The sequence below is a fragment of the Streptomyces sp. M-16 genome (genome assembly GCF_052114405.1).
GTDB lineage: Bacteria > Actinomycetota > Actinomycetes > Streptomycetales > Streptomycetaceae > Streptomyces.
The window spans coordinates 21,512-43,376 of sequence record NZ_JBFRER010000027.1; the positions used below are offsets into that span (position 1 = coordinate 21,512).

Consider the following 21,865-nt stretch of genomic DNA (forward strand, 5'->3'; position numbering starts at 1 on the left):
GCGGGGCGGCGTTCGGGGACGGAGGTCAGCGTTCGAGGACGAGGGCCAGGCCTTGGCCGACGCCGATGCACAGGGCGGCGATTCCGGTGCCCGAGCCCCGGCGGGCGAGCTGGTGGGCGACGGTGCCCGCGAGGCGGGCGCCGGAGGCCCCGAGGGGATGGCCGAGGGCGATGGCGCCGCCGAGCGGGTTCAGCACGTCGGGGTCGAGCTCCGGCCATTCGGCGAGGCAGCCGAGGGCCTGGGCGGCGAACGCCTCGTTGAGTTCCATGACGGTCAGGTCCCCGAAGGTGCGGCCGGCCTTGTCGAGGGACCGCCGTACGGCCTCGACCGGGCCGAGGCCGAACCACTGCGGTTCGATCGCGGTGACGGCGGACGCGCTGACGCGGGCGAGGGGCTCGCGACCGCACTCCGCCAGTCCCCGCTCGTCGGTGAGGAGCAGGGCGGCGGCGCCGTCGTTGAGGGGTGAGGCGTTCCCTGCGGTGACGGTGCCGCCGTCGGGCCGGAACGCCGGTGCGAGCTTGGCCAGGGCCGTGTCGGAGGCGTCCTCACGGACGCACTCGTCGGCGGTGACGCGGGTGTTCTCGCCCTTGCGGCCGGGCACGGCCAGGGGGACGATCTCGGCGTCGAACAGGCCTGCGGCGCGGGCGGCGCTCGCCTTGCGGTGCGAGGAGAGCGCGAAGGCGTCCTGCCGTTCGCGGGTGATGCCGTGCTTGTCCGCGACGAGTTCGGCGCCCTCGCCGAGGGCGACGGTCCAGCGGGGCTCCATCGCGCGGTTGACCATGCGCCAGCCGATGGTGGTGGAGTACATCTCGGTGTGTCCCGCGGGGTGGGCGCGGTCGGGTTTCGGCAGGACCCAGGGGGCGCGGGTCATGGACTCCACGCCGCCGGCGACGGCGACGGACACGTCGCCGACGGCGATCGCCCTGGCCGCCTGGATCACCGCTTCGAGGCCGCCGGCGCACAGCCGGTTCACGGTGACGCCGGGGACCGTCACCGGCAGGCCGGCGAGGAGCGCGGCCATGCGGGCGACGTTGCGGTTCTCCTCGCCGGCGCCGTTGGCGTTCCCGAGGAACACGTCGCCGATGCGGGAGGGGTCCAGCCGCGGCGTCCGGGCGAGCAGTTCGCGCAGGGCGTGGGCGGCCAGGTCGTCGGGGCGTACGGAGGCGAGGGCGCCCCCGTACCGGCCGAAGGGGGTGCGGACGGCGTCGACGACGTAGACGGTGCGTGCCTTCATCGCGGTTCCTCGGGGACGTGGACGTCGGCGGCGGTCGCGGCGAGGATCCGTGCGACGGACACGTCCGGGGCCCGTTCGACGAGGACCAGGCCGTCGGCCGTGACGTCCAGGACGCCGAGGTCGGTGATGACGCGCTGGACGCACGCCCGGCCGGTGAGCGGGAGGTCGCAGGTGGCCACGATCTTGGGGCTGCCGTCCCTGGCGGTGTGGGTCATCAGGACGATGACCCGGCGGGCCCCGTGGACGAGGTCCATGGCCCCGCCGATACCGGTGATCATCTTCCCGGGGACGGCCCAGTTGGCGAGGTCGCCGCGTGCGGAGACCTGCATGGCACCGAGGACGGCGGTGTCGATGTGGCTGCCGCGGATCATGCCGAAGGACAGCGCCGAATCGAAGTACGACGCCCCGGGCAGGACGGTGACCGTCTCCTTGCCGGCGTTGATCAGGTCGGGGTCGACGTCCTCCTCGTAGGGATAGGGGCCGGTGCCCAGGATCCCGTTCTCGGAGTGCAGCACCACCTCGATCCCGGCGGGCATGTGGTCGGGGATCAGGGTCGGCAGGCCGATGCCGAGGTTGACGTACTCGCCGTCGCGCAGCTCGCGGGCGGCCCGCGCGGCCATCTCCTCTCGTGTCCACGCCATCAGTGGTGTGCCCCTCGTGTGGTGCGCTTCTCGATGCCCTTGGCGGTGGCCTCGTCCGGAGCGAGTGCGACGACGCGCTGGACGAAGACACCGGGGAGGTGCACGGCGTCCGGGTCGATCTCGCCCGGCTCGACGAGGCGCTCGACCTCGGCGATCGTCACGCTGCCCGCCTGTGCGGCGAGGGGGTTGAAGTTGCGGGCGGACTTGGCGAAGACGAGGTTGCCGTGCCGGTCGCCGACGGCGGCGCGTACCAGGGCCACGTCGGTGCGGATCGCGTGTTCGAGCACGTGCTCGACTCCGTCGAAGACCCGTACCTCCTTGGCGGGCGAGGCCACCGCGACCCCGCCCGCACCGTCGTAGCGCCAGGGCAGTCCGCCGTCGGCGACCAGGGTGCCGACACCGGCGGGGGTGTAGAAGGCGGGGATTCCGGCACCGCCGGACCGCAGGCGTTCGGCGAGCGTGCCCTGGGGGATCATCTCCAGCTCCAGCTCGCCGGCGAGGTACTGGCGGGCGAACTCCTTGTTCGCGCCGACGTAGGACCCCGTGACCCGGGCGATCCGGCCTGCCGACAGCAGCAGGGCGAGGCCTTCGCCGTTCGCACCGCAATTGTTGGAGACGATGCGCAGCCCGCTCGTCCCCCGTTCGTACAGCGCCTGGATGAGGGCCTTCGGCACTCCGCTGAGCCCGAAGCCGCCCACCGCGACGGATGCGCCGTCGGGTATGTCCGCCACCGCCTGGGCGGCGCTGGCCACGACCTTGTTCATGGTGTCCTCTCAGGCGCAGTGGTGGTGGACGGCCCGGGCGGCGCCGGCCGCGACCTCGTTCATGGTGTCCTCTCAGGCGTAGTGGCGGTAGACGGCCTGGGCGACGCAGGCCGGCTTGGCGCTGCCCTCGACCTCGACGGTGAACGTGAGGGGCATCTGCACGCCGTTGCCCTTGATCTCCTCCACGGTGCCGACGGCGCCGTGCAGCCGGACCTTCGCGCCGACGGGGACGGGGCTGGGGAAACGGACCTTGTCCAGTCCGTAGTTGACACTCATGGAGATGCCGGTGATGTCCAGGAGCTCGCCGAACAGCGGGATGACGAGGGAGAGGGTGAGGTAGCCGTGGGCGATCGGGCCGCCGAACGGGCCGGTCTTGGCCTTCTCCGGGTCGGTGTGGATCCACTGGTGGTCGTCGGTCGCGTCGGCGAAGGTGTTCACCCGTACCTGGGTGATCTCCCGCCAGGCGGTGTGGCCGAGGTCGGCTCCGCTGAGGGCGGTGAGGGCGTCGAGGCCGTGGGCGGTGGTGGGCATGGTGAATCGGTCCGTTCGGCAGAGGGTGGGCAGGGGGTGAAAGGGGTGGGAACGGGCCCGGCGCAGGGCCTGCTCCCGGCGGGACACGGGCGACGCGCGAGGAGGCCCGCGGGTCAGTCCACGTAGCGCTCGCGCACGGCGGGTTTGTGGATCTTTCCGGAGGCCGTGCGGGGCAGGGCGTCCGTGAGGACCACCGATCGGGGAATCTTGTACTTGGCGAGTCGGCCCTGGAGGTGGCCGAGCAGATCGTGCTCGTCCGCGCGGCTGCCGGGCCTGAGGACGACGACGGCGCGGCCGACCTCGCCCCAGACCGGGTCCGGCACGCCTACGACGGCACACCCGTCGACGGCGGGGTGGGTGAGGAGGACGCCTTCGACCTCGGCCGGGTAGACGTTCTCGCCGCCGGAGACGAACATGTCCTTCACCCGGTCCACGACGTAGGCGTAGCCATCGGCGTCGAGCCGGGCGACATCGCCCGTCCGCAGCCAGTCGCCGTCGGTGAAGGCGGCTTCGGTGTCCTCGGGCCGGTCCCAGTAGCCGCTCATCACGTTCGGGCCGTGGACGAGTACCTCGCCCCGCTCCCCGGGAGCGGCGTCGGTCCCGTCGGGCAGGACGAGGCGCGTGTCGGTGAAGAAGTGGGGTACGCCGGCGGAACCGGCCTTGGCCGAGGTCTGCTCCCGGCCCAGGAACAGGACGCCCGGGGACGCCTCGGTCATGCCGTAGCCCTGGCTGAAGGCCAGGTCGCGGTCGAGGTACGCGGCGATGGTGCGGGCCGGGACCGGCGCGCCGCCGCAGTTGAGGGTGCGCAGGCTGGACAGGTCGGTGGTCGCCCAGCGGGTGCGGGCGGCCATCGCGTCGTACATCGCGGGGACGCCGAACATGTAGGTGACACGCCGGCGTTCGACGGTTTCCAGGACCCGCTCGGCGTCGAAGGAGTCGAGCAGCACCACCTGGCCGCCCTTCAGGAAGGTGGGCAGGCAGGTCATGTTGAGGCCGGCGGTGTGGAACAGCGGTGCCACGACCAGGGTGACCTCGTCGCCGGCGAGGTCGGTGTCGACGATCACGTTGACGCTGTTCCAGATGATGTTGCCGTGGGTGAGCACGGCACCCTTGGGCCGGCCCGTGGTCCCGGAGGTGTACATGATCATGCACGGGTCACCGGGGGCGACGGCCTCGTCCAGGGGCTCGGGTCCGTTCGCGGCGAGCAGTTCCTCGTAGAGGAGGCCCGCGCGGCCGGGCGCTGCGAGCGTGATCCGGTGCCGCACCACGCCGGCCTCGTCGGCCGCGGCCCGGGCGGCCTCGGTCTGCTCCGGCGCGTGGATGAGGATCGTGCTGCCGGAATCGGCCAGGTTGTACGCCAGTTCCGGCGCCGCGAGCCGGGTGTTGAGCGGGACGAAGACCGCCCCGAGCACACCGGCGGCGAACAGTGCCTCCAGGAACGCCGGGTGATTCGGGCCCAGATAGGCGACCCGGTCGCCGCGCCGGACGCCGAGCGCGCGCAGGGCGTGGGCCAAGCGCAGGACGCGCTGGTGCAGTTCGCGGTAGGTCCGGGTGCGGTCCTGGTGGACGAGGGCGATCCGGTCGGGGGTCCTGCGGGCCCGGCGTGCCGGCCAGGAGCCGATGCCTTGGTTCAACACGGCGATTCCTTCAGTCGGTGAGCAGGCCGAGCAGCCGGGCGGCGTTCTCCTTGAGGATCTTCGGCCGGACCTCGGGCTTGATGTCGAGCGTCTCGAAGTCGGCGAGCCAGCGGTCGGGGGTGATGACCGGGTAGTCGGAGCCGAAGAGGACCTTGTCCTTGAGGAGGGTGTTGGCGTACCGCACGAGCTGGGGCGGGAAGTACTTCGGGGACCAGCCGGACAGGTCGATGTGGACGTGCGGCTTGTGGGTGGCCACCGCCAGGGCCTCGTCCTGCCAGGGGAAGGAGGGGTGGGCGAGGATGATCCGCAGCTGCGGGAAGTCGACGGCGACGTCGTCGACGAGCATCGGGTCGGAGTACTTCAGCCGGATGCCGCCGCCGCCCGGGACTCCGGCGCCGATGCCGGTCTGGCCGGTGTGGAACAGGGCCGGGACGCCGAGCTCCTCGATGGCCTCGTACAGGGGGTAGGCGAGGCGGTCGTTCGGGGCGAAGGCCTGGAGGCTGGGGTGGAACTTGAACCCCCGCACGCCGTATTCCTCCACCAGGCGGCGCGCCTCCAGCACTCCGGCGCGGCCCTTGTGCGGGTCGATGCCGGCGAACGGGATCAGCACGTCGGCGTGGGCGGCGCAGCTCTCCGCGATCTCTTCGTTGGAGATCCGCGGGTGCCCGGTGGCGTGTTCGGCGTCGACGGTGAACACGACCGCCGCCATGCGCCGTTCGCGGTAGTGGTCGGCCATCTCCTCGATGGTGGGCTGCCGGTGTCCGTGGGCCTTGAAGTACTTCTCGGAGGCGCCGAGCAGTTCGGGGCCGAGCGCCGTGCGGCCGTCCTTGGCGACCTCGGCGTGCGTGTGCATGTCGATGGCGGTCAGGCGGTCGAGGTCGAGCGCGGGTTCGTAGGCGCGGTCGCCCATGTCATGCCTCCGGGGCCTGGGGCGCGGGGATGCCGTACGTCTCGGGTTCGGCTCCGACGCCACCGGGCCATTGGGCCGCGATCGCCTCGGCGCTCCAGCCTCCGTCGGCGAAGGCGGTCGCCTTCTCCTTGGGGTGCGCCCACAGGGCGAGCCGGTCGCCGCCTATGCCGATGGCCTGTCCGGTCACGTCCTTCGCGGCGTCGGAGGCGAGGAAGGTGACGAGCCCGGCGACGTCCTCGACGGTGCCGAGGCCCTCGTCCTTGCGCAGCCAGTCCGGCAGCGGGCCTCCGGTGCGCTCGGACTCCTCGATGAGGGGGGCGAAGGCCGGGATGGTCCTGGTCATCTCGGTGGCGGCGACCGGGACGACCGCGTTGACGGTGATGCCGGAGCGGCCCAGTTCCATGGCCCAGGTGCGGGCCATGGCCACGATGCCGGCCTTGGCTGCGGCGTAGTTGGTCTGACCGAAGTTGCCCCGCTGGCCGGCGGGCGAGGAGATCAGGACGAGACTGCCACCGGTGCCCTGCTCCCGCATCCGGACGGCGGCCGCCCGGGCACAGGTGAAGGTGCCGCGCAGGTGGACGCGGACGACGTCGTCGAAGTCGGCGTCGGTCATCTTCCACAGCACGCGGTCGCGCAGGATGCCGGCGTTGGTGACGAGCACGTCCAGGCGGCCGAATTCCCGTACCGCGGTGTCCACGAGCGCCTGGGCCGCCGCGCCGTCTCCGACGGCCGCGACGACTCCGGCCGCCGTGCCGCCCTCGGACCGGATGGTGGCGACGGCGGCGTCGACCGTGTCCGGGTCGACGTCGTTGACGACGACCGCCGCGCCGGCGGCGGCCAGGGCCCGGGCGTATCCGAGGCCGAGGCCGCGTCCGCTGCCGGTGACGACGGCGACCTTCCCGTGCAGATCCATGAGGGGTGCCTCTCGTGAGGGGTGGGTGGGGTGGGTGGGATACCGGGAGCACCGGCGGACAGCCGGGCTCGATCGACAGGAATCCTGTTGAATGCCAGTCTCGTCAATCAACAGGATTCCTGTCAATGCTTTAGGGTGTACCCGCCATCCACCCGGCACCACCACAGGAGGACGAACGTGAGCACCTCGCTGCTCTACCTGGTCAAACGAACGGAACTGGCGGTGCGGGCCCGTCTCGAAGAGCTGGTCAGGCCCGCGGGCGTCACCGCCCTGCAGTACACCGCCCTCACCGTCCTGGACCGGCACGACGGGATCTCCGCCGCCCAGCTCGCCCGCGACTCGTTCGTCACCGCCCAGACCATGGCCGACATGGTCCGCGCCCTGGAGAGCCGCGGCCTGATCCGCCGCGAGCCGAACCCGGACAACCGCCGGGAGCGCCTCGTCCTGCTGACCGGGGCGGGGAAGGGGCTCCTGGACGAGTACGCCGGACCGGCCCGCGCGCTGGAGGAGCGCATGGTCGCCGACCTGACGCCGGAGGAGGTCGACGGGTTCCGGCGGGCACTGCAGCGCACGTGGCGCTCCCTGGCCTGACCGCGCGGGCTACGCCCGACGGAACGCCCGTCCGTCGGGCGGCCCTCAGCCGCCTCCGCCCAGCGGCCTGCCGCGCCGCGGCACCGAGCCGAGCAGCAGCCGGGTGTACGGGTGCTCCGGCGCGTCCAGCACCCGGTCCGCGGGGCCCGACTCCATCACCCTGCCCGACTTGAGGACGAGCACCTCGTCCGCGATGTGGCGTACGACGGCCAGGTCGTGGGTCACGAACAGGAAGCCGATCCCCGCCTCGCGGCGGATCTCACGCAGCAGTTCGAGGATCTGGGCCTGGATGGACACGTCCAGCGCGGCGACCGCCTCGTCCAGGACCAGCACCCGGGGCTCCACCGCGAGGGCGCGCGCGATCGCCACGCGCTGGCGCTGCCCGCCGGACAGGTCGCGCGGCAAGGCCGCCGCCTCCCGGGTCCCGAGGCCGACCTGATCCAGGTGTCCGGCGACACGGACCCGACGCGCGGCGGCGTCCAGGTCGGTGTGCAGCCGCAGTACCTCGTCCAGGCAGCCGCCCACCGTCACCCGCGGATCGAGCGACAGGTAGGGATCCTGGAAGACCATCTGGATCTCCCGCGCCCGGGAGATCCGTTCGGCGCGGCCGCGGGCGCGTGCGGAACGGTCCCGGCCGTCGAGCCGGACCGTACCGCCGTCCGCGCGCTCCAGGCCCACGAGCATCCGGACCGTCGTCGTCTTGCCGCTGCCGGACTCGCCGACGATCGCGAGCGAACCGCCGGGCGGCAGCGAGAACGACACCCCGTCGACCGCCGTGTGCTCCCCGTACCGCTTGTGCAGCCCCTCGACCACCAGTCCCCGCGTCACAGCGTGATTCCTTCCTCGGCGCGCAGGCACGCGGCCAGGCCCTCGCCGTGCGGTGCGAGTACGGGCGTCTCCTGCGCGCAGCGCGGCACCGCGTGCGGGCAGCGGGCTGCGAACGCGCAGCCGGGCGGGGCCTCGGACAGCGATACCGGCCGGCCCCGGATGGGCCGGGGCGGGGGCGAGCCCGCTTCGATGCGCGCGGTGGAGGCGAGGAGACCCGCCGTGTACGGGTGGCGGGGCCGGTCGAAGAGCTCGTCGGTGGAGCGGGTCTCGACGATCCGGCCGGCGTACATCACGTACACCCGGTCGCAGATCACCGAGGCCAGCTCCAAGTCGTGCGTGACGAAGAGCATCCCGGTGCCGCGCTCGGCCCGCAGCCGGGCCAGGATCGTGATCACCTCGGCCTGGGTGGTGACGTCCAGCGCGGTGGTCGGTTCGTCGGCGAGGAGCAGGGCCGGCTCGGCGGCGAGGGCTGCGGCGATGACGACCCGCTGGAGCATGCCGCCGGAGAACTGGTGCGGGAAGCGGCGCAGGGCGCCGCGCGGATCGCGGATACCGACGGCGTCGAGGAGTTCCTCGGCCCGCGCGGCGGCCCGGTCGGCGGGGGTGCCGCAGGCGTGCAGCCCTTCGGCGAGGAAGTCACCCACTCTGCGCAGCGGGTTGACGGAGGCACGCGGGTCCTGGAAGACCATGGCGACCTCGCGGGTCCGCAGCCCGGCCAGCTCCCGCGGGCGCATGCTCAGCACGTCCCGCCCGGAGACCCGGACCTGACCGTCGACCCGGGCGCCGGGGGGCAGCAGTCCCAGGACGCTGCGGCAGGCGACCGACTTGCCCGAGCCGGACTCGCCGACCAGGCCGACGGTCTCCCCGGGCCACACGGTCAGGCTCACCCCGTCCAGAATGGGCCGGGCGGCCCGGTCGTCCGGGAGCCGTACTCCGAGCCCGTCGATCTCCAGGACGGGCGTGGTGGAGGGCGTGGTCATGGCGTTCACCTCTCCCGCCTCGCGATCCGGTCGGCGAGCCCCTCGCCGACGATTCCGAACGCCACGACCGCGAGCACGACGCACGCGGACGGCGCGAGCGCCGGGAGCATCGCCCCTTGCATGACGGCCCCCTGACCGTCGTTGATCATGGCGCCCCAGTCGGCGGCCGGCGGCTGGACTCCGAAGCCGAGGAAGGACAGGGCGGCGAGGTCCATCAGCGCGTACCCGAAGTTCATCGCGGACTGGGCGAGAACGGTCGGCGCGATATTCGGCAGGAGGTGACGGACACAGACCGTCCAGCCGGACCAGCCCTGCACCACGTACGCCTCGATGTACGGCCGTTGTTTCTCCTGCCGGGCGATGCCGCGCACGAGCCGGCCCACGTACGGGGTGTAGGCGACGGACATGGCGATGACGGGTGCGGTCATGCCGGAACCGAGGACGGAGACGAGCAGGATCGCGAGCAGCAGTCCCGGGATCGCGAAGACGAGGTCCATCGAGCGGGACAGAAGGGTGTCCGCCCAGCCGCCCCGCCAGGCCGCCACCACACCGAGCAGCAGACCGAGCAGGGTGGAGACGCCGACGACGAGCAGCGGCCCCAGGAGCCCGGTGCGGGCGCCGTGGATCAGCCGGGAGAGGATGTCCCGCCCCGACTGGTCGGTGCCGAGCAGGTGGTCGCCACTGGTGCCGGCGAGGCTCGCGGCGAGGTCGAGCGCCTCGGGGTCGTACGGAGCGAGGACGGGTGCGAGCACGGCGACGAGGACGAGCGCGGCGAGCACCGCGACCGAGACCGCGAACAGTGGCCCCTGGCCGAAGAGGCGCAGTCCGCGCAGGCCCGGCCTGCGGTACGGCGCCGTGGTGAGGGTGGAGGTCATGGAGAGCCTTCCCCGGGGGAGAGACGGGGGTCGATGAGCGGGGCGACCAGGTCGACCGCGAGGTTGACGAGGACGAAGGCGGCCACGCTGAGCAGGGTGACGGCCTGGACCACGGCGAAGTCCTGCGCGGTGACCGACTGCACGAGCAGCGAGCCGAGTCCCGGCACGTCGAAGGCGGTCTCCACGATCGAGGTGCTGATGAGCAGGCCGGCGAGCATGGTGCCGCCGACGGTGACGATGGGGCCCAGCGCGTTGCGCAGCACGTGCCGGCGCACCACGGTCCGCCCCGGGACGCCCCGGGCGCGCGCCACCTCGACGTGCTCGCGGCCGAGTTCGTCGAGCATCGCGGAGCGCGTGACCCGGGCCAGCAGGCCCGCGAACGTCAGGGCGAGGGCGAAGGCCGGCAGGGTGAGCTGGTGGAGCCGGGCGCCGAGGCCCTCCGCGGCGCCGCCGCCGGGGCCGGGGAACCAGCCGAGCCGGACCGAGAAGACCGAGACCAGCACGATCGCGGCGACGAAGGACGGGGTGGCGGTGACCACTCCCGTGCCGATCAGCACCGTCCGGTCGAGGAGCCCGGGGCGCAGCGCCGCGAGGATGCCGGCGCTCACCCCCAGGACGAGGACGAGCAGGGCCGCGTAACCGACGAGGAGGGCGGTGCCGGGCAGCCGGGAGCCGAGGAGCGCGGTGACGTCCTGGTGGTACTGGGCCGAGCGGCCGAGGTCGCCGCTCAGGACGCTGCCGAGCCACTTGCCGTACTGGACCACGACGGGGTCGTCGAGGTGGTGCTCCGCGCGCAGGGCGGCCACGGCCTCGGGGGTGGCCGGGCGGCCGTGCAGCAGGAAGGTCACCGGGTCACCGGGGGCCAGGTGGATCGCGCCGAAGACCACGACCGAGGTCACGAACAGCACGGCCACCAGGCCCAGGAGCCGTCCGACGAGGAAGCGGGTCATTTCTGTGCGGCCCCGATCTTCGCGGCCCACGGGTAGTAGAGCTGGCTGATGCCGGTGGGGGCGCCGGTGATCCGCTTGCCGAGGAAGACCGAGTACGGCGCCTCGTACACGGGGATGACGGGCATCTCGCGCAGGGCGATCTCCTGGAGCTTCGCGGTGAGGTCGGCGCGCTTGGCCGGGTCCGGCTCGGAGTTGGCCCGGTCGAAGGCGATGTCGAATTCGGCGTCGGACCAGTAGCCGTAGTTCCCGAAGTCGCCGGTGCGCAGGTACTGGTAGAACTCCAGCGGGTCCGGCGTGTTGTCGTAGCCGTTGGTGATGACGAGGTCGAGCCCGTCACGGGCCTTCGGATCGACGAAGATGCTGCTGTACGCGTCGGGGGAGACCGCCTTCAGCTTGACGTCGAGGCCGATCTGGCGTCCGGCCGCCTGCACCGCGTTGGCGACCACACTGATCTCGGGGGCGAGCGAGCTCGTCACGAGGGTGATCGAGCGACCGGTGGCACCGGCCTCCTGGACCAGCTTCCTGGCGCCTTCGACGTCATGGGCGAGGTCGGGCAGCGTGTCGTACAGGGCGGCCTTCTCCGGGACGAGCGCCCAGGCACCGCGCGCCGCGGGCGCCTTGGCGGGGACGCCGACACCGCCGGCCGCCGCGTTGATGATGTTCTTCCGGTCCAGCGCCATGGACAGGGCCTTGCGGACCTTGAGGTTGCCGAGCGGGCCTTCGAAGTTGAGGACGGCGAGGTTCGCGGCCGCGGTGTTGGGGCCGAAGAGGAGCGCTCCGTCGCCGCCGGCCCGCAGCTGGGCGAGGGAGGAGGACGGCACCAGGTAGCCGCCGTCGGCGGTGCCGGACCGGAAGGCGTTGGAGCGGGCGGCCGCGTCCTCGATGAAGGTGAACTTCACGGACCGGGACTTCGGAGCGAGTGCCTTGTCCCAGTACGCCGGGTTCTCGCGCAGGGTGATGCTGTCGCCCTGCACCCATTTGTCCAGGGCGAAGGGTCCGGTGCAGTTCAGGGCGCCCTTCGGGGTGCCGTAGTCCGGACCTTCCTTGGCGAGGGAGGCCGCGCTCACGACGGTGCCGGGAGAGGCGGCCATGAGTTCGTGGAAGAGGACGTCGGCCTTGGTGAGGCGGATCGTCACCTCCAGCGGGCCGGTCGCCTCGATGGCGTGGACGTTCTTGAAGGACGAGGCCCACGGGGAGCCGGTGGCGGGGTCCATCTGGCGCTTGAGGGAGGCGACGACGTCGTCGGCGGCCATCGTGGTGCCGTCGTGGAACTTCACGCCCGGCCGCAGGGTGTACACGAGCGTGAGCGGGTCGGGCTGCTCCCACTTGACCGCGAGACCGGGCTCGATCTTCAGGTCGGGGGTGACGCGGAGCAGTTGCTCGCAGACGTTGGCGAGCACGGTGTTCGGCGGGTAGTCGTACGCGAGGGCGTAGTCGAGGGTGTACGGCTCGGCGTACAGCGACCACGTGAAGGAGTCCAGGGGACCCTGGGCGGGCGGTGAGGTCGGGGTGACCTGGAAGGCGGCGCCGCCGGTGGGGCCGGTCTGGGGCCGGCTGGCGCCGGAGCAGGCGGTGAGGGAGGCCGCGAGCACGGCGGTACAGGCGAATGCGATGAATCTGGGTATACGCATGCAGTCCACCCCTTTACGGGTGTTGTGACGGGCACGGGGGGATGGAGCGAGTATTGATGCGGGAACGTTCCCGCACAAGACTTCGACCCGGTTTGCGGGAACGGTTTTGCAGAGGTCGGGAGGATGGCAGCATCGCTCCCATGACCGAAGATTCCGGGCACGGCGGGAAGCCCTCACCGCAGGACGGACAGCCCTCACCGCGACGGGGGCGGCCCTCGCCGTCCACCCCGCGCGTCCGTCTCGTCGACGTGGCGCGCGAGGCGGGCCTGTCCAAGACGACCGTCTCGGCTGCGCTCAACGGCACCGGCCGGCTCTCCCCCGAGGTGCGGGAGCGAGCCCGCGAGACCGCGCGCGTCATGGGGTACCGGCCCAACGCCACCGCACGCCAGCTGCGCGCGGGACGGGCCCGGCTGATCGGATACGTGGTCGGCGAACTGGCCGACGCCCCCTGGTCCTTCCTGGATTCGCCGTACTTCGCCCGGCTCACCGGGGCCACCGCCGCCTCCGCCCTGGGACACGGCTACGCGATCGTGCTGCTGCCCGCCGGCTCCCTGCAGAGCGAGTGGTCCGCGCTGCCCCTTGACGCCGTGATCGTCGCCGACCCCGTCGCCGACGACCGGATCGTCGAGGACCTGCTCGCCGCCCGCATCCCGGTATTCAGCGACCGGTCCGTGGAAGGCCGGCCGGAGGCCCACTGGGTGGACGTCGACGCCGTCGCCGCCGTCCGACGGACCCTGGACCACTTCCTGGCCCAGGGCGCCCGGCGGCCCGCGCTGGTCGTCCCGGACAGCACCACCCGCTTCCACCGCGAGGTGTCCGCCGCGCACCAAGACTGGTGCAGGGCGCACGGGCTGCCGGAGCTGGCCGTACGGGCCACGGAGCCCGGCAACGGGCCGGTGGTCCAGGCCGTCGAGACCGCGCTGACGGCCGGGCCGGAACGCCCCGATGCCCTCTTCGTGGTCGCCGAGGCCAGCCCGCCCCTCGTCCTGGACGCGGCCCGGCGGCACGGCTACGACGTTCCGGGCGACCTCCTCCTCGCCTGCGTCAGCGAGGACGAGTCGGCCGTGCACACCGAACCACCGGTCACCACGCTCAGCCTGCGCCCCGAAGCGGTCGCCGAAGCCGGGATCGAACTGCTGGTGACCGTGCTGGAGCACGGGCAGAGGGAGACCGGCGGGGTCCTCGTGCCGGTCCGCCTCGACGTCCGCGCCTCCTCGGTACGGCATCCTCAGCCCCCGAACACGAGCTCGCCGCCCACGTAGGTCCGCTCCACGCGCGCCTCGGCGATCTCCTCCGGGGGTGCGGCCAGGATGTCCCGGTCGAGCACCACGAGGTCGGCCAGATGGCCGGGGAGGAGGCTGCCGGCGTCGTCGAGCCGGCTCACGTGCGCGGAACCGGCGGTGTAGGCGGCGATCGCCGAGAGGAGGTCGATGCGCTGCTCGGGCAGGAACACCCGCTCGTCGTCGGTCCCCGGCTCCCGCCGGTTCACGGCGACGTGGATGCCCGCGAGCGGGTCCGGGCTGGAGACCGGCCAGTCGCTGCCCGCCGCCAGGGTGGCCCCCGACCGCAGCAGACCGCCGAACGGGTACTGCCAGGCGGCACGCTCCGGGCCCAGGAACGGGATGGTCAGCGCGTCCATCTGCGGTTCGTGCGCCGCCCACAACGGCTGGATGTTCGCGATTGCGCCGAGCGCGGCGAACCGCGGCAGGTCGTCGGGGTGGACGACCTGGAGGTGGGCCAGGTGGTGGCGGTTGCCGCGCCGCCCGTTGGCCACCACGGCGGCCTCGACCGCATCGAGCGCCTCGCGTACCGCCCGGTCGCCGAGGGCGTGGAAGTGGACCTGGAAGTCCAGCGCGTCCAGCGCGGTCACGTGGCCGCGCAAGGCCTCCGGCTCGACGAAGCTCAGCCCGCTGTTGGCCGTGGCGCAGCCGCAGCCGTCCAGGTAGGGGGCGGTCAGCGCGGCCGTGAAGTTCTCCGCGATCCCGTCCTGCATGATCTTCACCGACCCGGCCCGGAACCGGCCGTACGCCAACTCCTTGCGGCGCTCGACCAGTTCGGGAATCTGCTCGGCACCGCGCTCACGGTCCCACCACAGCGCGCCCGACACGCGGGCGGTCAGCGAACCGTCCCGCGCCGCGGTCAGATAGGCCTCCGACGGATCCCCCATCCCGTTGAAGCCGCCGAGCAGCGCGTCCTGCCAGCCGGTGATGCCGAGCGAGTGCAACAGCTCCTGCGCCCTCAGCAGACCCGCGAGCCGGTCCTCCGGCGTACTCGGCGGCACCAGGCGCGAGACCAGGGCCGTCGCGCCCTCCTGGAGCATTCCGCTGGGCGTGCCGTCCGGCTCGCGCTCGATCCGCCCGTCGGCCGGATCCGGGGTGGCGGCGGTCAACCCCGCCCGTTCGAGGGCCCGGGTGTTGGCCCAGGCCCCGTGGTGGTCGCGGTTCGAGAGCAGCACCGGCCGGTCCGGCACCACCGAGTCCAGCAGCTGCCGGGTCGGCAGCCCGCCCGCGAAGCTCTCCAGCGACCAGCCGCCGCCGGTGATCCACTCCCGGTCCGGGTGCGCCTGCGCGTACGCCCGGATCCGCTCCAGGTAGGCGGCGACGTCGACGATCTCGGTCAGATCGCACTCCGCCAGCTCACTGCCCCCGCCCACCGCGTGGACGTGGGCGTCCTGGAAGCCGGGCAACAGGAGCCTGCCCGCCAGGTCGACCACCTCCGTACGGGGCCCGATCAGCTCCCGCACCTCGTCATGGCCGACGGCGGTGATCCGCTCCCCCGTGACCGCGAGCGAACTCGCCCGGGTGCGGGCCGGATCCATGGTGAGGACGGGACCTCCGGTGAAGACCAGATCGGCGTGAGGCATGCGGCGGCTCCCTTGCCTGCGGATGTGCTGGACGGACTGCGTACGGATGCCCTGGACGGCTCGCGTACGAATGCGCGGGGCGGGTGATGGGCGCCATCGAAGCGCGCGAGCCGTTTACACGTCAATGGTGTTGACGTAAGGTCCCGGCCATGTCCGAACGCGTGGTACCCGAGGGCAGGCGACAGCGCAGCCGCCCGACCAAACAGGGCGCAGTCCTCTCCGAACGCCTCATCGTCGACACCGCACTGCGTCTCGTCGAACAGCACGGCGCGAAGGCCCTCTCGGTACGCAGGCTCGGAGCCGCGCTCGGCGCCGACCCCACCGCCCTCTACCGCTACTTCCGGAACACCGACGCCCTGCTCCTCGCCCTCGCCGACGAGCTCATCGGCCGCGCCCAGGAGGGGTGGACGGCCACCGGCAACTGGCGGGAGGACCTGCGCTCGATGGGCCGGCGCATCCACGCCTCGTACCTCGCCCAGCCCCAGGCCGCGCTGCTCGCCGCCCACCGCACCACCGGTCGCCCGCACGAGACCCGGGCCGTCGAGACCATCCTCGGCATCCTCCGCGACGCCGGCTTCCCCGACGCCCTGGCTGTGCGGATCTACCACGCCTTCGTCGACCAGTCRCTCGCCTTCGCCGCCCAGGACGCCGCAGCGGCGGCGCTGCCGCCCTCGGCGGCGGCGACCGACGCCGAGGTCTGGCACGCCGCATACAGCCACCTCCCGGCCGACACCCACCCGCACATCGCGGCGGCGTACCCCCTCCTGGCCGTCGACATGCGCGACAGCGGCTACCCCTTCGCCCTCGAACTGATGCTCATCGCCGTCGCAGCGCTGCACCCGGACGCGGGGCGGTAACGGTCCCCGTGAACCCCCCGATCCGCCCGGCACGCTTACGTCAACACCATTGACCTTGTTGCGTCCCGCCGGGTCTCATGGGCGGCACCTCGGAGGAAGCCCCCGCGCCGGGCTTCCCCGCCACCCGAAGGAAGCCGCCATGGACCCCCTGCTCTCGCTGCGGGACGCCGATCCGACCCCGTTCTGGCTCGACGATCCGCGCCGCCCCCGGCCCACCCCCGCCCTCGTCGGCGGCACCACCTGCGACCTGCTGGTCGTCGGCGGCGGCTACACCGGCCTGTGGACCGCCCTCGTCGCCAAAGAGCGCGACCCCTCCGCCGACGTCGTCCTGGTCGAGGGCGACGAGGCCGGCGGCGCCGCCTCCGGCCGCAACGGCGGCTTCTGCGAGTCGAGCCTCACCCACGGTCTCGCCAACGGCCTCGCCCGCTGGCCCGACGAGATAGGCGTCCTCGAACAGCTCGGCCGCGCGAACCTCCAGGCCATGGAGGACACCCTGGCCCGCCACTCCATCGACTGCGACTGGGAGCGCACCGGCTCCCTGGTCGTCGCCACCGAGCCCCACCAGGTCGACTGGCTCGCCGAGGAGGCCGCGGCGGCCGCCCGGTACGGCGCCACCACCACCGTCCTCGACGCCGACGCGGTCCGCGCCGAGATCGACTCCCCCACCTTCCTCGGCGCCGTCTGGAACAAGAGCGACACCGCCATGGTCAACCCGGCACGGCTCGCCTGGGGCCTCAAGCGCGCCTGCCTCGACCTCGGCGTCCGCATCCACGAGCACACCCCGGCCCTCTCCCTCGACGAGCACGGCGCCGTCGTCTCCGTCCGCACCCCCTACGGGCGGATCACCGCCGGGCGGGTGGCGCTCGCCACCAACGCGTACCCCTCCCTGGTCCGCCGCCACCGCCCTTACACCGTCCCCGTGTACGACTACGCCCTCATGACCGAACCGCTCGGCGAGCAGCAGCTCGCCTCGGTCGGCTGGCACAACCGGCAGGGCTGGGCGGACCCCGCCAACGCCTTCCACTACGTGCGGATCTCCGCCGACAACCGGATCCTGTGGGGCGGCTACGACGTCGTCCACCGGCGCCGCGTCCGCGCCGAGCACGACCGGCGCCCCCAGACGTACGCGACGCTCGCGCGCCAGTTCTTCCACACCTTCCCGCAGCTGGAGGGCACCCGCTTCACCCACGCGTGGGGCGGCGCCATCGACACCAGCACCCGCTTCTGCGTCTTCTTCGACACCAGCCACCGCGGCAAGGTCGCCTACGCCGCCGGCTTCACCGGGCTCGGCGTCGGCGCCACCCGGTTCGGCGCCGAGGTCATGCTCGATCTCCTGGCCGGCGAGCGCACCGAGCGGACCGCCCTCGATCTCGTACGCCGCAAGCCGCTGCCCTTCCCGCCCGAGCCCGTCCGCTCCCTCGGCATCGGCATCACCCAGCGCTCCCTCGCCCGCGCCGACCGCAACGAGGGCCGCCGCGACCTGTGGCTGCGCTCCCTCGACCGCCTCGGCCTCGGCTTCGGCAGCTGACCCCCGGCCATCGGGCAGCCGGCCTTCACCGTGGCGGTCGTGGCGAGCCGCGGTCCCGCGGCGCCGGCGCGGTGAGGGCGTACCTGTCTTCAGCACCCGCCCCGGTCCCCGCGTGTCACGCCTGCCCGGCGAGAGCCGTGTCAGGTGGTGGCTCCGGGTAGGCGCCACTCATCGAGCATCAGGCGGCGACCGCGCCGCATGGGTGCAGAGGAGCGGCTGTGAGAGGCAATCCGGCGAAGGTGTCCGGCGATCGGATCGCCGATCCGTGGGGACGCCGCACCCCGTACGGCCGGGGCGGGCAGTGGCCCGTACGCACCGGCACCTGCCTGGCCGAGGAAGTGGCCGAGGGTGGAGTCGAAGCGTGGGTGCGGGCGGCTTCGCTCCTGCATTCCGACGGGGACGCGATGGACATCGCCGTCCGGGACGGGCGGATCGTGGGGGTGCGAGGCCGGGCCGCGACCGCGTCAACCGGGGCCGGCTGGAGCCGAAGGATCTGTACGCGTGGCAGGCGAACGGCTCGGCGGACCGGCTGACCCGGCCGCTGGTCCGCGACCGATCGGCTCGGTCGTCAGGGGTGGAAGAGGACCTTCACCATGTTGTCCCGCTTCCTTTGGAAGTCCTCGTACGCCTTCGGGGCGTCGTCCAGGGACAAGTGATGGGTGGCGAAGCCTTCGACGCCGAGAGGGTCGCCGTCGGTCAGCAAGGGCATCAGGTCGTCGACCCAGCGGCGGACGTTGGCCTGTCCCATGCGCAGCTGGATCTGCTTGTCGAACATCGTGAGCAGGGGGAGCGGATCGGCGGTTCCGCCGTAGACGCCGGAAAGGGAGATGGTGCCGCCGCGGCGCACGAGCTCGATGGCCAGCTTCAGGGCGCCCAGGCGGTCCACACCTGCCTTCTTCATCAGTGCGGAGGCCATGGCGTCCGGGAGCAGGCCGGTCGCGGTCTGCGCGGCCTTGACGCCGGCACTGCCGTGGGCTTCCATGCCGACGGCGTCGATCACGGCGTCCGGGCCGCGGCCGCCGGTGGCGTCGCGGACCGCGTCGACGAGCTGGTCTCCGTACTGGGACAGGTCGTAGACCTGGACGCCGTGGCCGGCCGCACGGGCCAGACGTTCGGGAACCAGGTCGATACCGATCACCCTGCCGGCTCCTCGGTGGGCAGCGATGCGAGTGCACATGTCACCGATGGGGCCGAGGCCCAGGACGGCGACGCTGCCGCCGGGCGGGACGTCGGCGTAGACGACGGCCTGCCAGGCGGTCGGCAGGACGTCCGACAGGTACACGAACCGTTCGTCGGGCGGCCCCTCGGGAACCCGGATCGGGAGGGTGTCGGCGAAGGGGACGCGCAGGTACTCGGCCTGCCCGCCGGGCACCTGTCCATAGAGCTTCGTGTATCCGAACAGGCTCGCACCGCAGCCGTGCTCGTGGACCTGAGTCGTCTCGCACTGGGAGTGCAGGCCACGCTCGCACATGAAGCAGGTCCCGCAGGACACGTTGAACGGCACGACCACCCTGTCGCCGGCCTTCAGATCCCGGACCTCCGGCCCCACCTCGGCAACCACCCCCATCGGCTCGTGCCCCAGGATGTCCCCCGCCTCCAAGAACGGCCCCAGCACCTCGTACAGATGCAAATCCGATCCGCACAGGCCCGTCGTCGTCACTTTGATCACGGTGTCCGTGGGATCGATGATCTGCGGGTCCGGAACAGTTGCGACCTCAACCTTGCGGCGGCCCTGCCAGGTCACGGCTTTCATCACTCCTCCTCGGTCACATCTGCGTAATCCGGCGCTTCGTCCAGAATGCTGTCGTCTGCACCGATGCAGGTGGCGTCCGGTGTCATGATCTCGCGTGCGGTAGTCACGATGCGTCTCGCGAGAATCGATCGGGCCACGCGGCCGGTCCCGGCGGCCTGGTATGTGCGCGCCTGCCCTCTGCCAGAGGCGCCAAGCAGCCCGCGCCCGCCTTCTCGCCGTCGCGACGGCCACCGGTGAGGCCGCCCGGAGTTTCTCGGCGCCTCGTCCACGGCCTTCGCGAACATCACCGCCTCACCGACGGTGCCGCGATTCTCCTGGCGGAAGGGCGCACCGGCGCTCCTTCCTCTGCGAGGGAGGGCAGACGGAAGGCCGCTGCGGGTGACGACGGCAATGCCGGGTAGCGGCGTTGGTAGGGCCCCTTTTGCCCGACGGTGTGAGGAGGGTGCGATGACAGCCGAGCGATCGCTGGCCCGCTACCACCGGCGACGTGACTTCTCCAAGACGGCTGAGCCTGAGGGCCGGCTCGAAGAGCTGTCGGACGAGCCGCCCTCGTACGTCGTCCAGATCCACGACGCCCGCAGCATGCACTTCGACTTCCGGCTGGAAGCAGACGGCGTACTGAAGTCCTTCGCCGTGCCCAAAGGGCCCTCCAAAGACCCGCACGACAAGCGCTTCGCGACACCGACCGAGTGGATCGGACGATGCCGTTCGTGGAAGCCGCCGCAGCCCACGACGCACTGGCCTCGCGCGGCCGGCGCGGGCGCATCGTATTCGTGCCCTGATGAGCGGACCGCCGCTCGCGGATCGACACGAACACCGGGAATCGCGGCTCGGGCCGTACTGTCACCCGATCGCAGAGTTCCCGTTACCGACCGGGCGTCGTGGACCCAACGGAGCGGCTGACGCCCTGACCCGGACGGCATGTTTCGCGCTCGGTCCCGATCGTGTCGGTTCGTGGGAACTGATGTGTCACCGTACCCATCTATACCAGCGAGATCCGTTCGAGACCACGTTCGGGATCCGTCAGTCTGCACCGGAGTCCGAGTGAAACACCGTTCAGCCACGCTCTGCGCGGCCCTCGTCCTGTCCGCCGTCGCCGCGCTGTCCGGCTGCTCCAGCGAGGGCGATCCCGTCTCCTTCGCCCCGAAGGAGACGGCGAAGCCGGAGGAGAGCAACAAGGCCAGCGACGTCCGGATGCCGACCCACCCGCGCGAGTGGACGACGCAGCGGGAGCTGCCGGACGGGACGCGGGTGGTGCGCACCGACCTGACGGGGCCGAAGTCCGGCTTCACCGGCCGGGTGTGGGCCTGGGTGCCGAAGCAGTACGGCAAGCCCGAGTACAAGGACAGCGCCTTCCCGGTGCTGATGGCACTGCCCGGCGCCGTGGGCTACCCGACAAACTACTTCTTCTCCAAGGAGTTCCGCCTCCAGGAACGGATAGGCGAAGCCGCCGACCAGGGCGAGAGCCTGCCCTTCATCGTGGTCATGCCGGTGCTGAACGCCAACAAGGACACCTACTACGACGGCAGCGACATACCGGGGCAGCCCAAGATGGGCACCTGGATCTCGGACGACGTCCCCGACCTGGTGCGGGAGAACTTCCGCACCTACGCCGACCCGAAGGGCTGGGGCTTCTTCGGCTCCTCCTCCGGAGGTTACGTGGGCATGAAGATGGTGCTCCAGTACCCCGAGCGGTTCAGCGTGGCGATCGCGGGCGGGCCCGACGCGGCACCCGATTCGCCGCTGTGGAACGGCCATCCGAAGGAGAAGCAGGAGAACAGCCCGGCCTGGCTGGCCGAGCAGCTGATCAAGAAGAGTGGCGCCGAAGCCGGCCCCACGAGCAGCCCGTCGAGCAGCGCCAAGGCCGGCTCGAAGAGCAGCCCCAAGAGCAGCCCCTCGCCCGCCCCCTCGACCGGGCCGACCGGGCCGACCGGGCCTACGACCGGCCCCAAGGTGGCGATCTCCTTCCTCATGGGCACGAAGGAGCCGAAACAGGAGGTCGCGGCTCTCGACAAGCTCCGCCAGGAAATCACCAAGGGCCCGATAGAGACCCGGGTGACGTCCTTCGAGGGTGGTCACGACGGGTACAAGTACACGGACACCCTGTTCAACGGGGACCTGAAGTGGATGAGCGGCCGGATGCGCGGCCCGGTCGCCGCGAAATGACCGCCGCCCAGGGGCCCTCGGCCCGTCGGTCACGGGACCTTCTGAGTGTGGCCAGATACGACGGACCCCCGCGGACGGGGCACCTACGGCCCAGATGAAAACTAACCAGCCCCTGCTGCCCGTCACGACCGACCGTGGTGTGACCCCGCGCGCCGTCCACGACGCCTTCGATCCCGCCCGACTGACCCAAGCCAAGCGCCTGGCGGGAATGGA

20 protein-coding genes and 1 pseudogene are annotated in these 21,865 nt (G+C 72.1%); 7 read left to right on the forward strand and 14 right to left on the reverse strand.

Annotated features, from left to right (window positions below; all coding sequences use genetic code 11):
* Positions 1–25: 25 nt before the first annotated feature.
* From AB4039_RS14705 to AB4039_RS14735, 7 genes are all read right to left on the reverse strand, one after another.
* A complete protein-coding gene (locus AB4039_RS14705; RefSeq protein WP_442270897.1) occupies positions 26–1,234 on the reverse strand; it encodes a thiolase family protein in 1,209 nt (402 codons plus the stop codon).
* The gene (locus AB4039_RS14710) at positions 1,231–1,875 is read right to left on the reverse strand and encodes a CoA transferase subunit B (RefSeq protein ID WP_266845836.1); all 645 of its coding nucleotides are present in this window, start codon (positions 1,873–1,875) and stop codon (positions 1,231–1,233) included. The genes AB4039_RS14705 and AB4039_RS14710 overlap by 4 nt, the downstream gene beginning before the upstream one ends.
* Entirely contained in the window at positions 1,875–2,639 is a 765-nt protein-coding gene (locus AB4039_RS14715) for a CoA transferase subunit A (RefSeq protein ID WP_266845837.1), read from the reverse strand. The genes AB4039_RS14710 and AB4039_RS14715 overlap by 1 nt, the downstream gene beginning before the upstream one ends.
* A gap of 72 nt (positions 2,640–2,711) precedes the next feature.
* A complete protein-coding gene (locus AB4039_RS14720) occupies positions 2,712–3,170 on the reverse strand; it encodes a MaoC family dehydratase (RefSeq protein WP_266845838.1) in 459 nt (152 codons plus the stop codon).
* Between the two features lie 113 nt (positions 3,171–3,283).
* Positions 3,284–4,807, reverse strand: a complete 1,524-nt coding sequence (locus AB4039_RS14725; protein ID WP_442270898.1) for an acyl-CoA synthetase — start codon at positions 4,805–4,807, stop codon at positions 3,284–3,286.
* A gap of 10 nt (positions 4,808–4,817) precedes the next feature.
* Complete coding sequence (locus tag AB4039_RS14730) at positions 4,818–5,717, reverse strand: amidohydrolase family protein (RefSeq protein WP_266845840.1); 900 nt, start codon at positions 5,715–5,717, stop codon at positions 4,818–4,820.
* A gap of 1 nt (position 5,718) precedes the next feature.
* Positions 5,719–6,630: an SDR family oxidoreductase gene (locus AB4039_RS14735; RefSeq protein ID WP_266845841.1), complete on the reverse strand. Its 912-nt coding sequence runs from the start codon at positions 6,628–6,630 to the stop codon at positions 5,719–5,721.
* Between the two features lie 177 nt (positions 6,631–6,807).
* Between AB4039_RS14735 and AB4039_RS14740 the strand changes: the two genes are divergently transcribed.
* The gene (locus AB4039_RS14740) at positions 6,808–7,221 is read left to right on the forward strand and encodes a MarR family winged helix-turn-helix transcriptional regulator (protein ID WP_442270899.1); all 414 of its coding nucleotides are present in this window, start codon (positions 6,808–6,810) and stop codon (positions 7,219–7,221) included.
* A gap of 45 nt (positions 7,222–7,266) precedes the next feature.
* Here AB4039_RS14740 and AB4039_RS14745 read toward each other — a convergent pair whose 3' ends face one another.
* Genes AB4039_RS14745 through AB4039_RS14765 form a run of 5 tightly spaced genes read right to left on the reverse strand, consistent with a single transcriptional unit; the run spans position 7,267 to position 12,485 of the window.
* Positions 7,267–8,049, reverse strand: a complete 783-nt coding sequence (locus tag AB4039_RS14745) for an ATP-binding cassette domain-containing protein (protein ID WP_266845843.1) — start codon at positions 8,047–8,049, stop codon at positions 7,267–7,269.
* The gene (locus AB4039_RS14750) at positions 8,046–9,029 is read right to left on the reverse strand and encodes an ABC transporter ATP-binding protein (protein WP_266845844.1); all 984 of its coding nucleotides are present in this window, start codon (positions 9,027–9,029) and stop codon (positions 8,046–8,048) included. Before AB4039_RS14750 ends, AB4039_RS14745 begins: the two co-directional genes overlap by 4 nt.
* A gap of 5 nt (positions 9,030–9,034) precedes the next feature.
* A complete protein-coding gene (locus AB4039_RS14755; protein ID WP_266845845.1) occupies positions 9,035–9,904 on the reverse strand; it encodes an ABC transporter permease in 870 nt (289 codons plus the stop codon).
* Positions 9,901–10,854, reverse strand: coding sequence for an ABC transporter permease (locus AB4039_RS14760; protein ID WP_266845846.1), 954 nt, complete (start codon positions 10,852–10,854; stop codon positions 9,901–9,903). The genes AB4039_RS14755 and AB4039_RS14760 overlap by 4 nt, the downstream gene beginning before the upstream one ends.
* The gene (locus AB4039_RS14765; protein ID WP_442270900.1) at positions 10,851–12,485 is read right to left on the reverse strand and encodes an ABC transporter substrate-binding protein; all 1,635 of its coding nucleotides are present in this window, start codon (positions 12,483–12,485) and stop codon (positions 10,851–10,853) included. Before AB4039_RS14765 ends, AB4039_RS14760 begins: the two co-directional genes overlap by 4 nt.
* Positions 12,486–12,625: 140 nt before the next feature.
* On the opposite strand from AB4039_RS14765, the gene AB4039_RS14770 reads away from it, so the two are divergent.
* Complete coding sequence (locus tag AB4039_RS14770; protein ID WP_442270901.1) at positions 12,626–13,747, forward strand: LacI family DNA-binding transcriptional regulator; 1,122 nt, start codon at positions 12,626–12,628, stop codon at positions 13,745–13,747.
* Here the strand turns inward: AB4039_RS14770 and AB4039_RS14775 are convergent.
* Positions 13,714–15,348 carry an amidohydrolase gene (locus AB4039_RS14775; RefSeq protein ID WP_442270902.1) on the reverse strand — a complete coding sequence of 545 codons (1,635 nt, stop codon included), beginning with the start codon at positions 15,346–15,348 and terminating at the stop codon, positions 13,714–13,716. The genes AB4039_RS14770 and AB4039_RS14775 overlap by 34 nt on opposite strands.
* 149 nt (positions 15,349–15,497) lie before the next feature.
* On the opposite strand from AB4039_RS14775, the gene AB4039_RS14780 reads away from it, so the two are divergent.
* The 3 genes and pseudogenes from AB4039_RS14780 to AB4039_RS14790 all read left to right on the forward strand — a co-directional run.
* Positions 15,498–16,205, forward strand: a complete 708-nt coding sequence (locus tag AB4039_RS14780) for a helix-turn-helix domain-containing protein (RefSeq protein WP_266845850.1) — start codon at positions 15,498–15,500, stop codon at positions 16,203–16,205.
* 139 nt (positions 16,206–16,344) lie between these two features.
* Entirely contained in the window at positions 16,345–17,733 is a 1,389-nt protein-coding gene (locus AB4039_RS14785) for an NAD(P)/FAD-dependent oxidoreductase (protein ID WP_442270903.1), read from the forward strand.
* A gap of 218 nt (positions 17,734–17,951) precedes the next feature.
* Positions 17,952–18,286, forward strand: a pseudogene (locus tag AB4039_RS14790) (nitrate reductase); the annotation flags it as partial.
* A 15-nt stretch (positions 18,287–18,301) separates the two neighbouring features.
* Here the strand turns inward: AB4039_RS14790 and AB4039_RS14795 are convergent.
* Complete coding sequence (locus AB4039_RS14795) at positions 18,302–19,486, reverse strand: zinc-dependent alcohol dehydrogenase (protein ID WP_442270904.1); 1,185 nt, start codon at positions 19,484–19,486, stop codon at positions 18,302–18,304.
* Positions 19,487–19,933: 447 nt separating this feature from the next.
* Between AB4039_RS14795 and AB4039_RS14800 the strand changes: the two genes are divergently transcribed.
* Positions 19,934–20,389, forward strand: a complete 456-nt coding sequence (locus AB4039_RS14800) for a DNA polymerase ligase N-terminal domain-containing protein (protein ID WP_442270905.1) — start codon at positions 19,934–19,936, stop codon at positions 20,387–20,389.
* Positions 20,390–20,530: 141 nt separating this feature from the next.
* Entirely contained in the window at positions 20,531–21,652 is a 1,122-nt protein-coding gene (locus AB4039_RS14805; protein ID WP_442270906.1) for an alpha/beta hydrolase, read from the forward strand.
* The last annotated feature ends 213 nt before the right edge of the window (positions 21,653–21,865 follow it).

What these genes read in the sequence shown, in the direction of transcription:
- AB4039_RS14705 (WP_442270897.1), bottom strand. Translation starts at nt 1,234, where the DNA reads ATGAAGGCACGCACCGTCTACGTCGTCGACGCCGTCCGCACCCCCTTC.
- AB4039_RS14775 (WP_442270902.1), bottom strand. Translation starts at nt 15,348, where the DNA reads ATGCCTCACGCCGATCTGGTCTTCACCGGAGGTCCCGTCCTCACCATG.
- AB4039_RS14710 (WP_266845836.1), bottom strand. Translation starts at nt 1,875, where the DNA reads ATGGCGTGGACACGAGAGGAGATGGCCGCGCGGGCCGCCCGCGAGCTG.
- AB4039_RS14765 (WP_442270900.1), bottom strand. Translation starts at nt 12,485, where the DNA reads ATGCGTATACCCAGATTCATCGCATTCGCCTGTACCGCCGTGCTCGCG.
- AB4039_RS14760 (WP_266845846.1), bottom strand. Translation starts at nt 10,854, where the DNA reads ATGACCCGCTTCCTCGTCGGACGGCTCCTGGGCCTGGTGGCCGTGCTG.
- AB4039_RS14785 (WP_442270903.1), top strand. Translation starts at nt 16,345, where the DNA reads ATGGACCCCCTGCTCTCGCTGCGGGACGCCGATCCGACCCCGTTCTGG.
- AB4039_RS14795 (WP_442270904.1), bottom strand. Translation starts at nt 19,486, where the DNA reads ATGAAAGCCGTGACCTGGCAGGGCCGCCGCAAGGTTGAGGTCGCAACT.
- AB4039_RS14755 (WP_266845845.1), bottom strand. Translation starts at nt 9,904, where the DNA reads ATGACCTCCACCCTCACCACGGCGCCGTACCGCAGGCCGGGCCTGCGC.
- AB4039_RS14750 (WP_266845844.1), bottom strand. Translation starts at nt 9,029, where the DNA reads ATGACCACGCCCTCCACCACGCCCGTCCTGGAGATCGACGGGCTCGGA.
- AB4039_RS14715 (WP_266845837.1), bottom strand. Translation starts at nt 2,639, where the DNA reads ATGAACAAGGTCGTGGCCAGCGCCGCCCAGGCGGTGGCGGACATACCC.
- AB4039_RS14735 (WP_266845841.1), bottom strand. Translation starts at nt 6,630, where the DNA reads ATGGATCTGCACGGGAAGGTCGCCGTCGTCACCGGCAGCGGACGCGGC.
- AB4039_RS14770 (WP_442270901.1), top strand. Translation starts at nt 12,626, where the DNA reads ATGACCGAAGATTCCGGGCACGGCGGGAAGCCCTCACCGCAGGACGGA.
- AB4039_RS14720 (WP_266845838.1), bottom strand. Translation starts at nt 3,170, where the DNA reads ATGCCCACCACCGCCCACGGCCTCGACGCCCTCACCGCCCTCAGCGGA.
- AB4039_RS14800 (WP_442270905.1), top strand. Translation starts at nt 19,934, where the DNA reads ATGACAGCCGAGCGATCGCTGGCCCGCTACCACCGGCGACGTGACTTC.
- AB4039_RS14730 (WP_266845840.1), bottom strand. Translation starts at nt 5,717, where the DNA reads ATGGGCGACCGCGCCTACGAACCCGCGCTCGACCTCGACCGCCTGACC.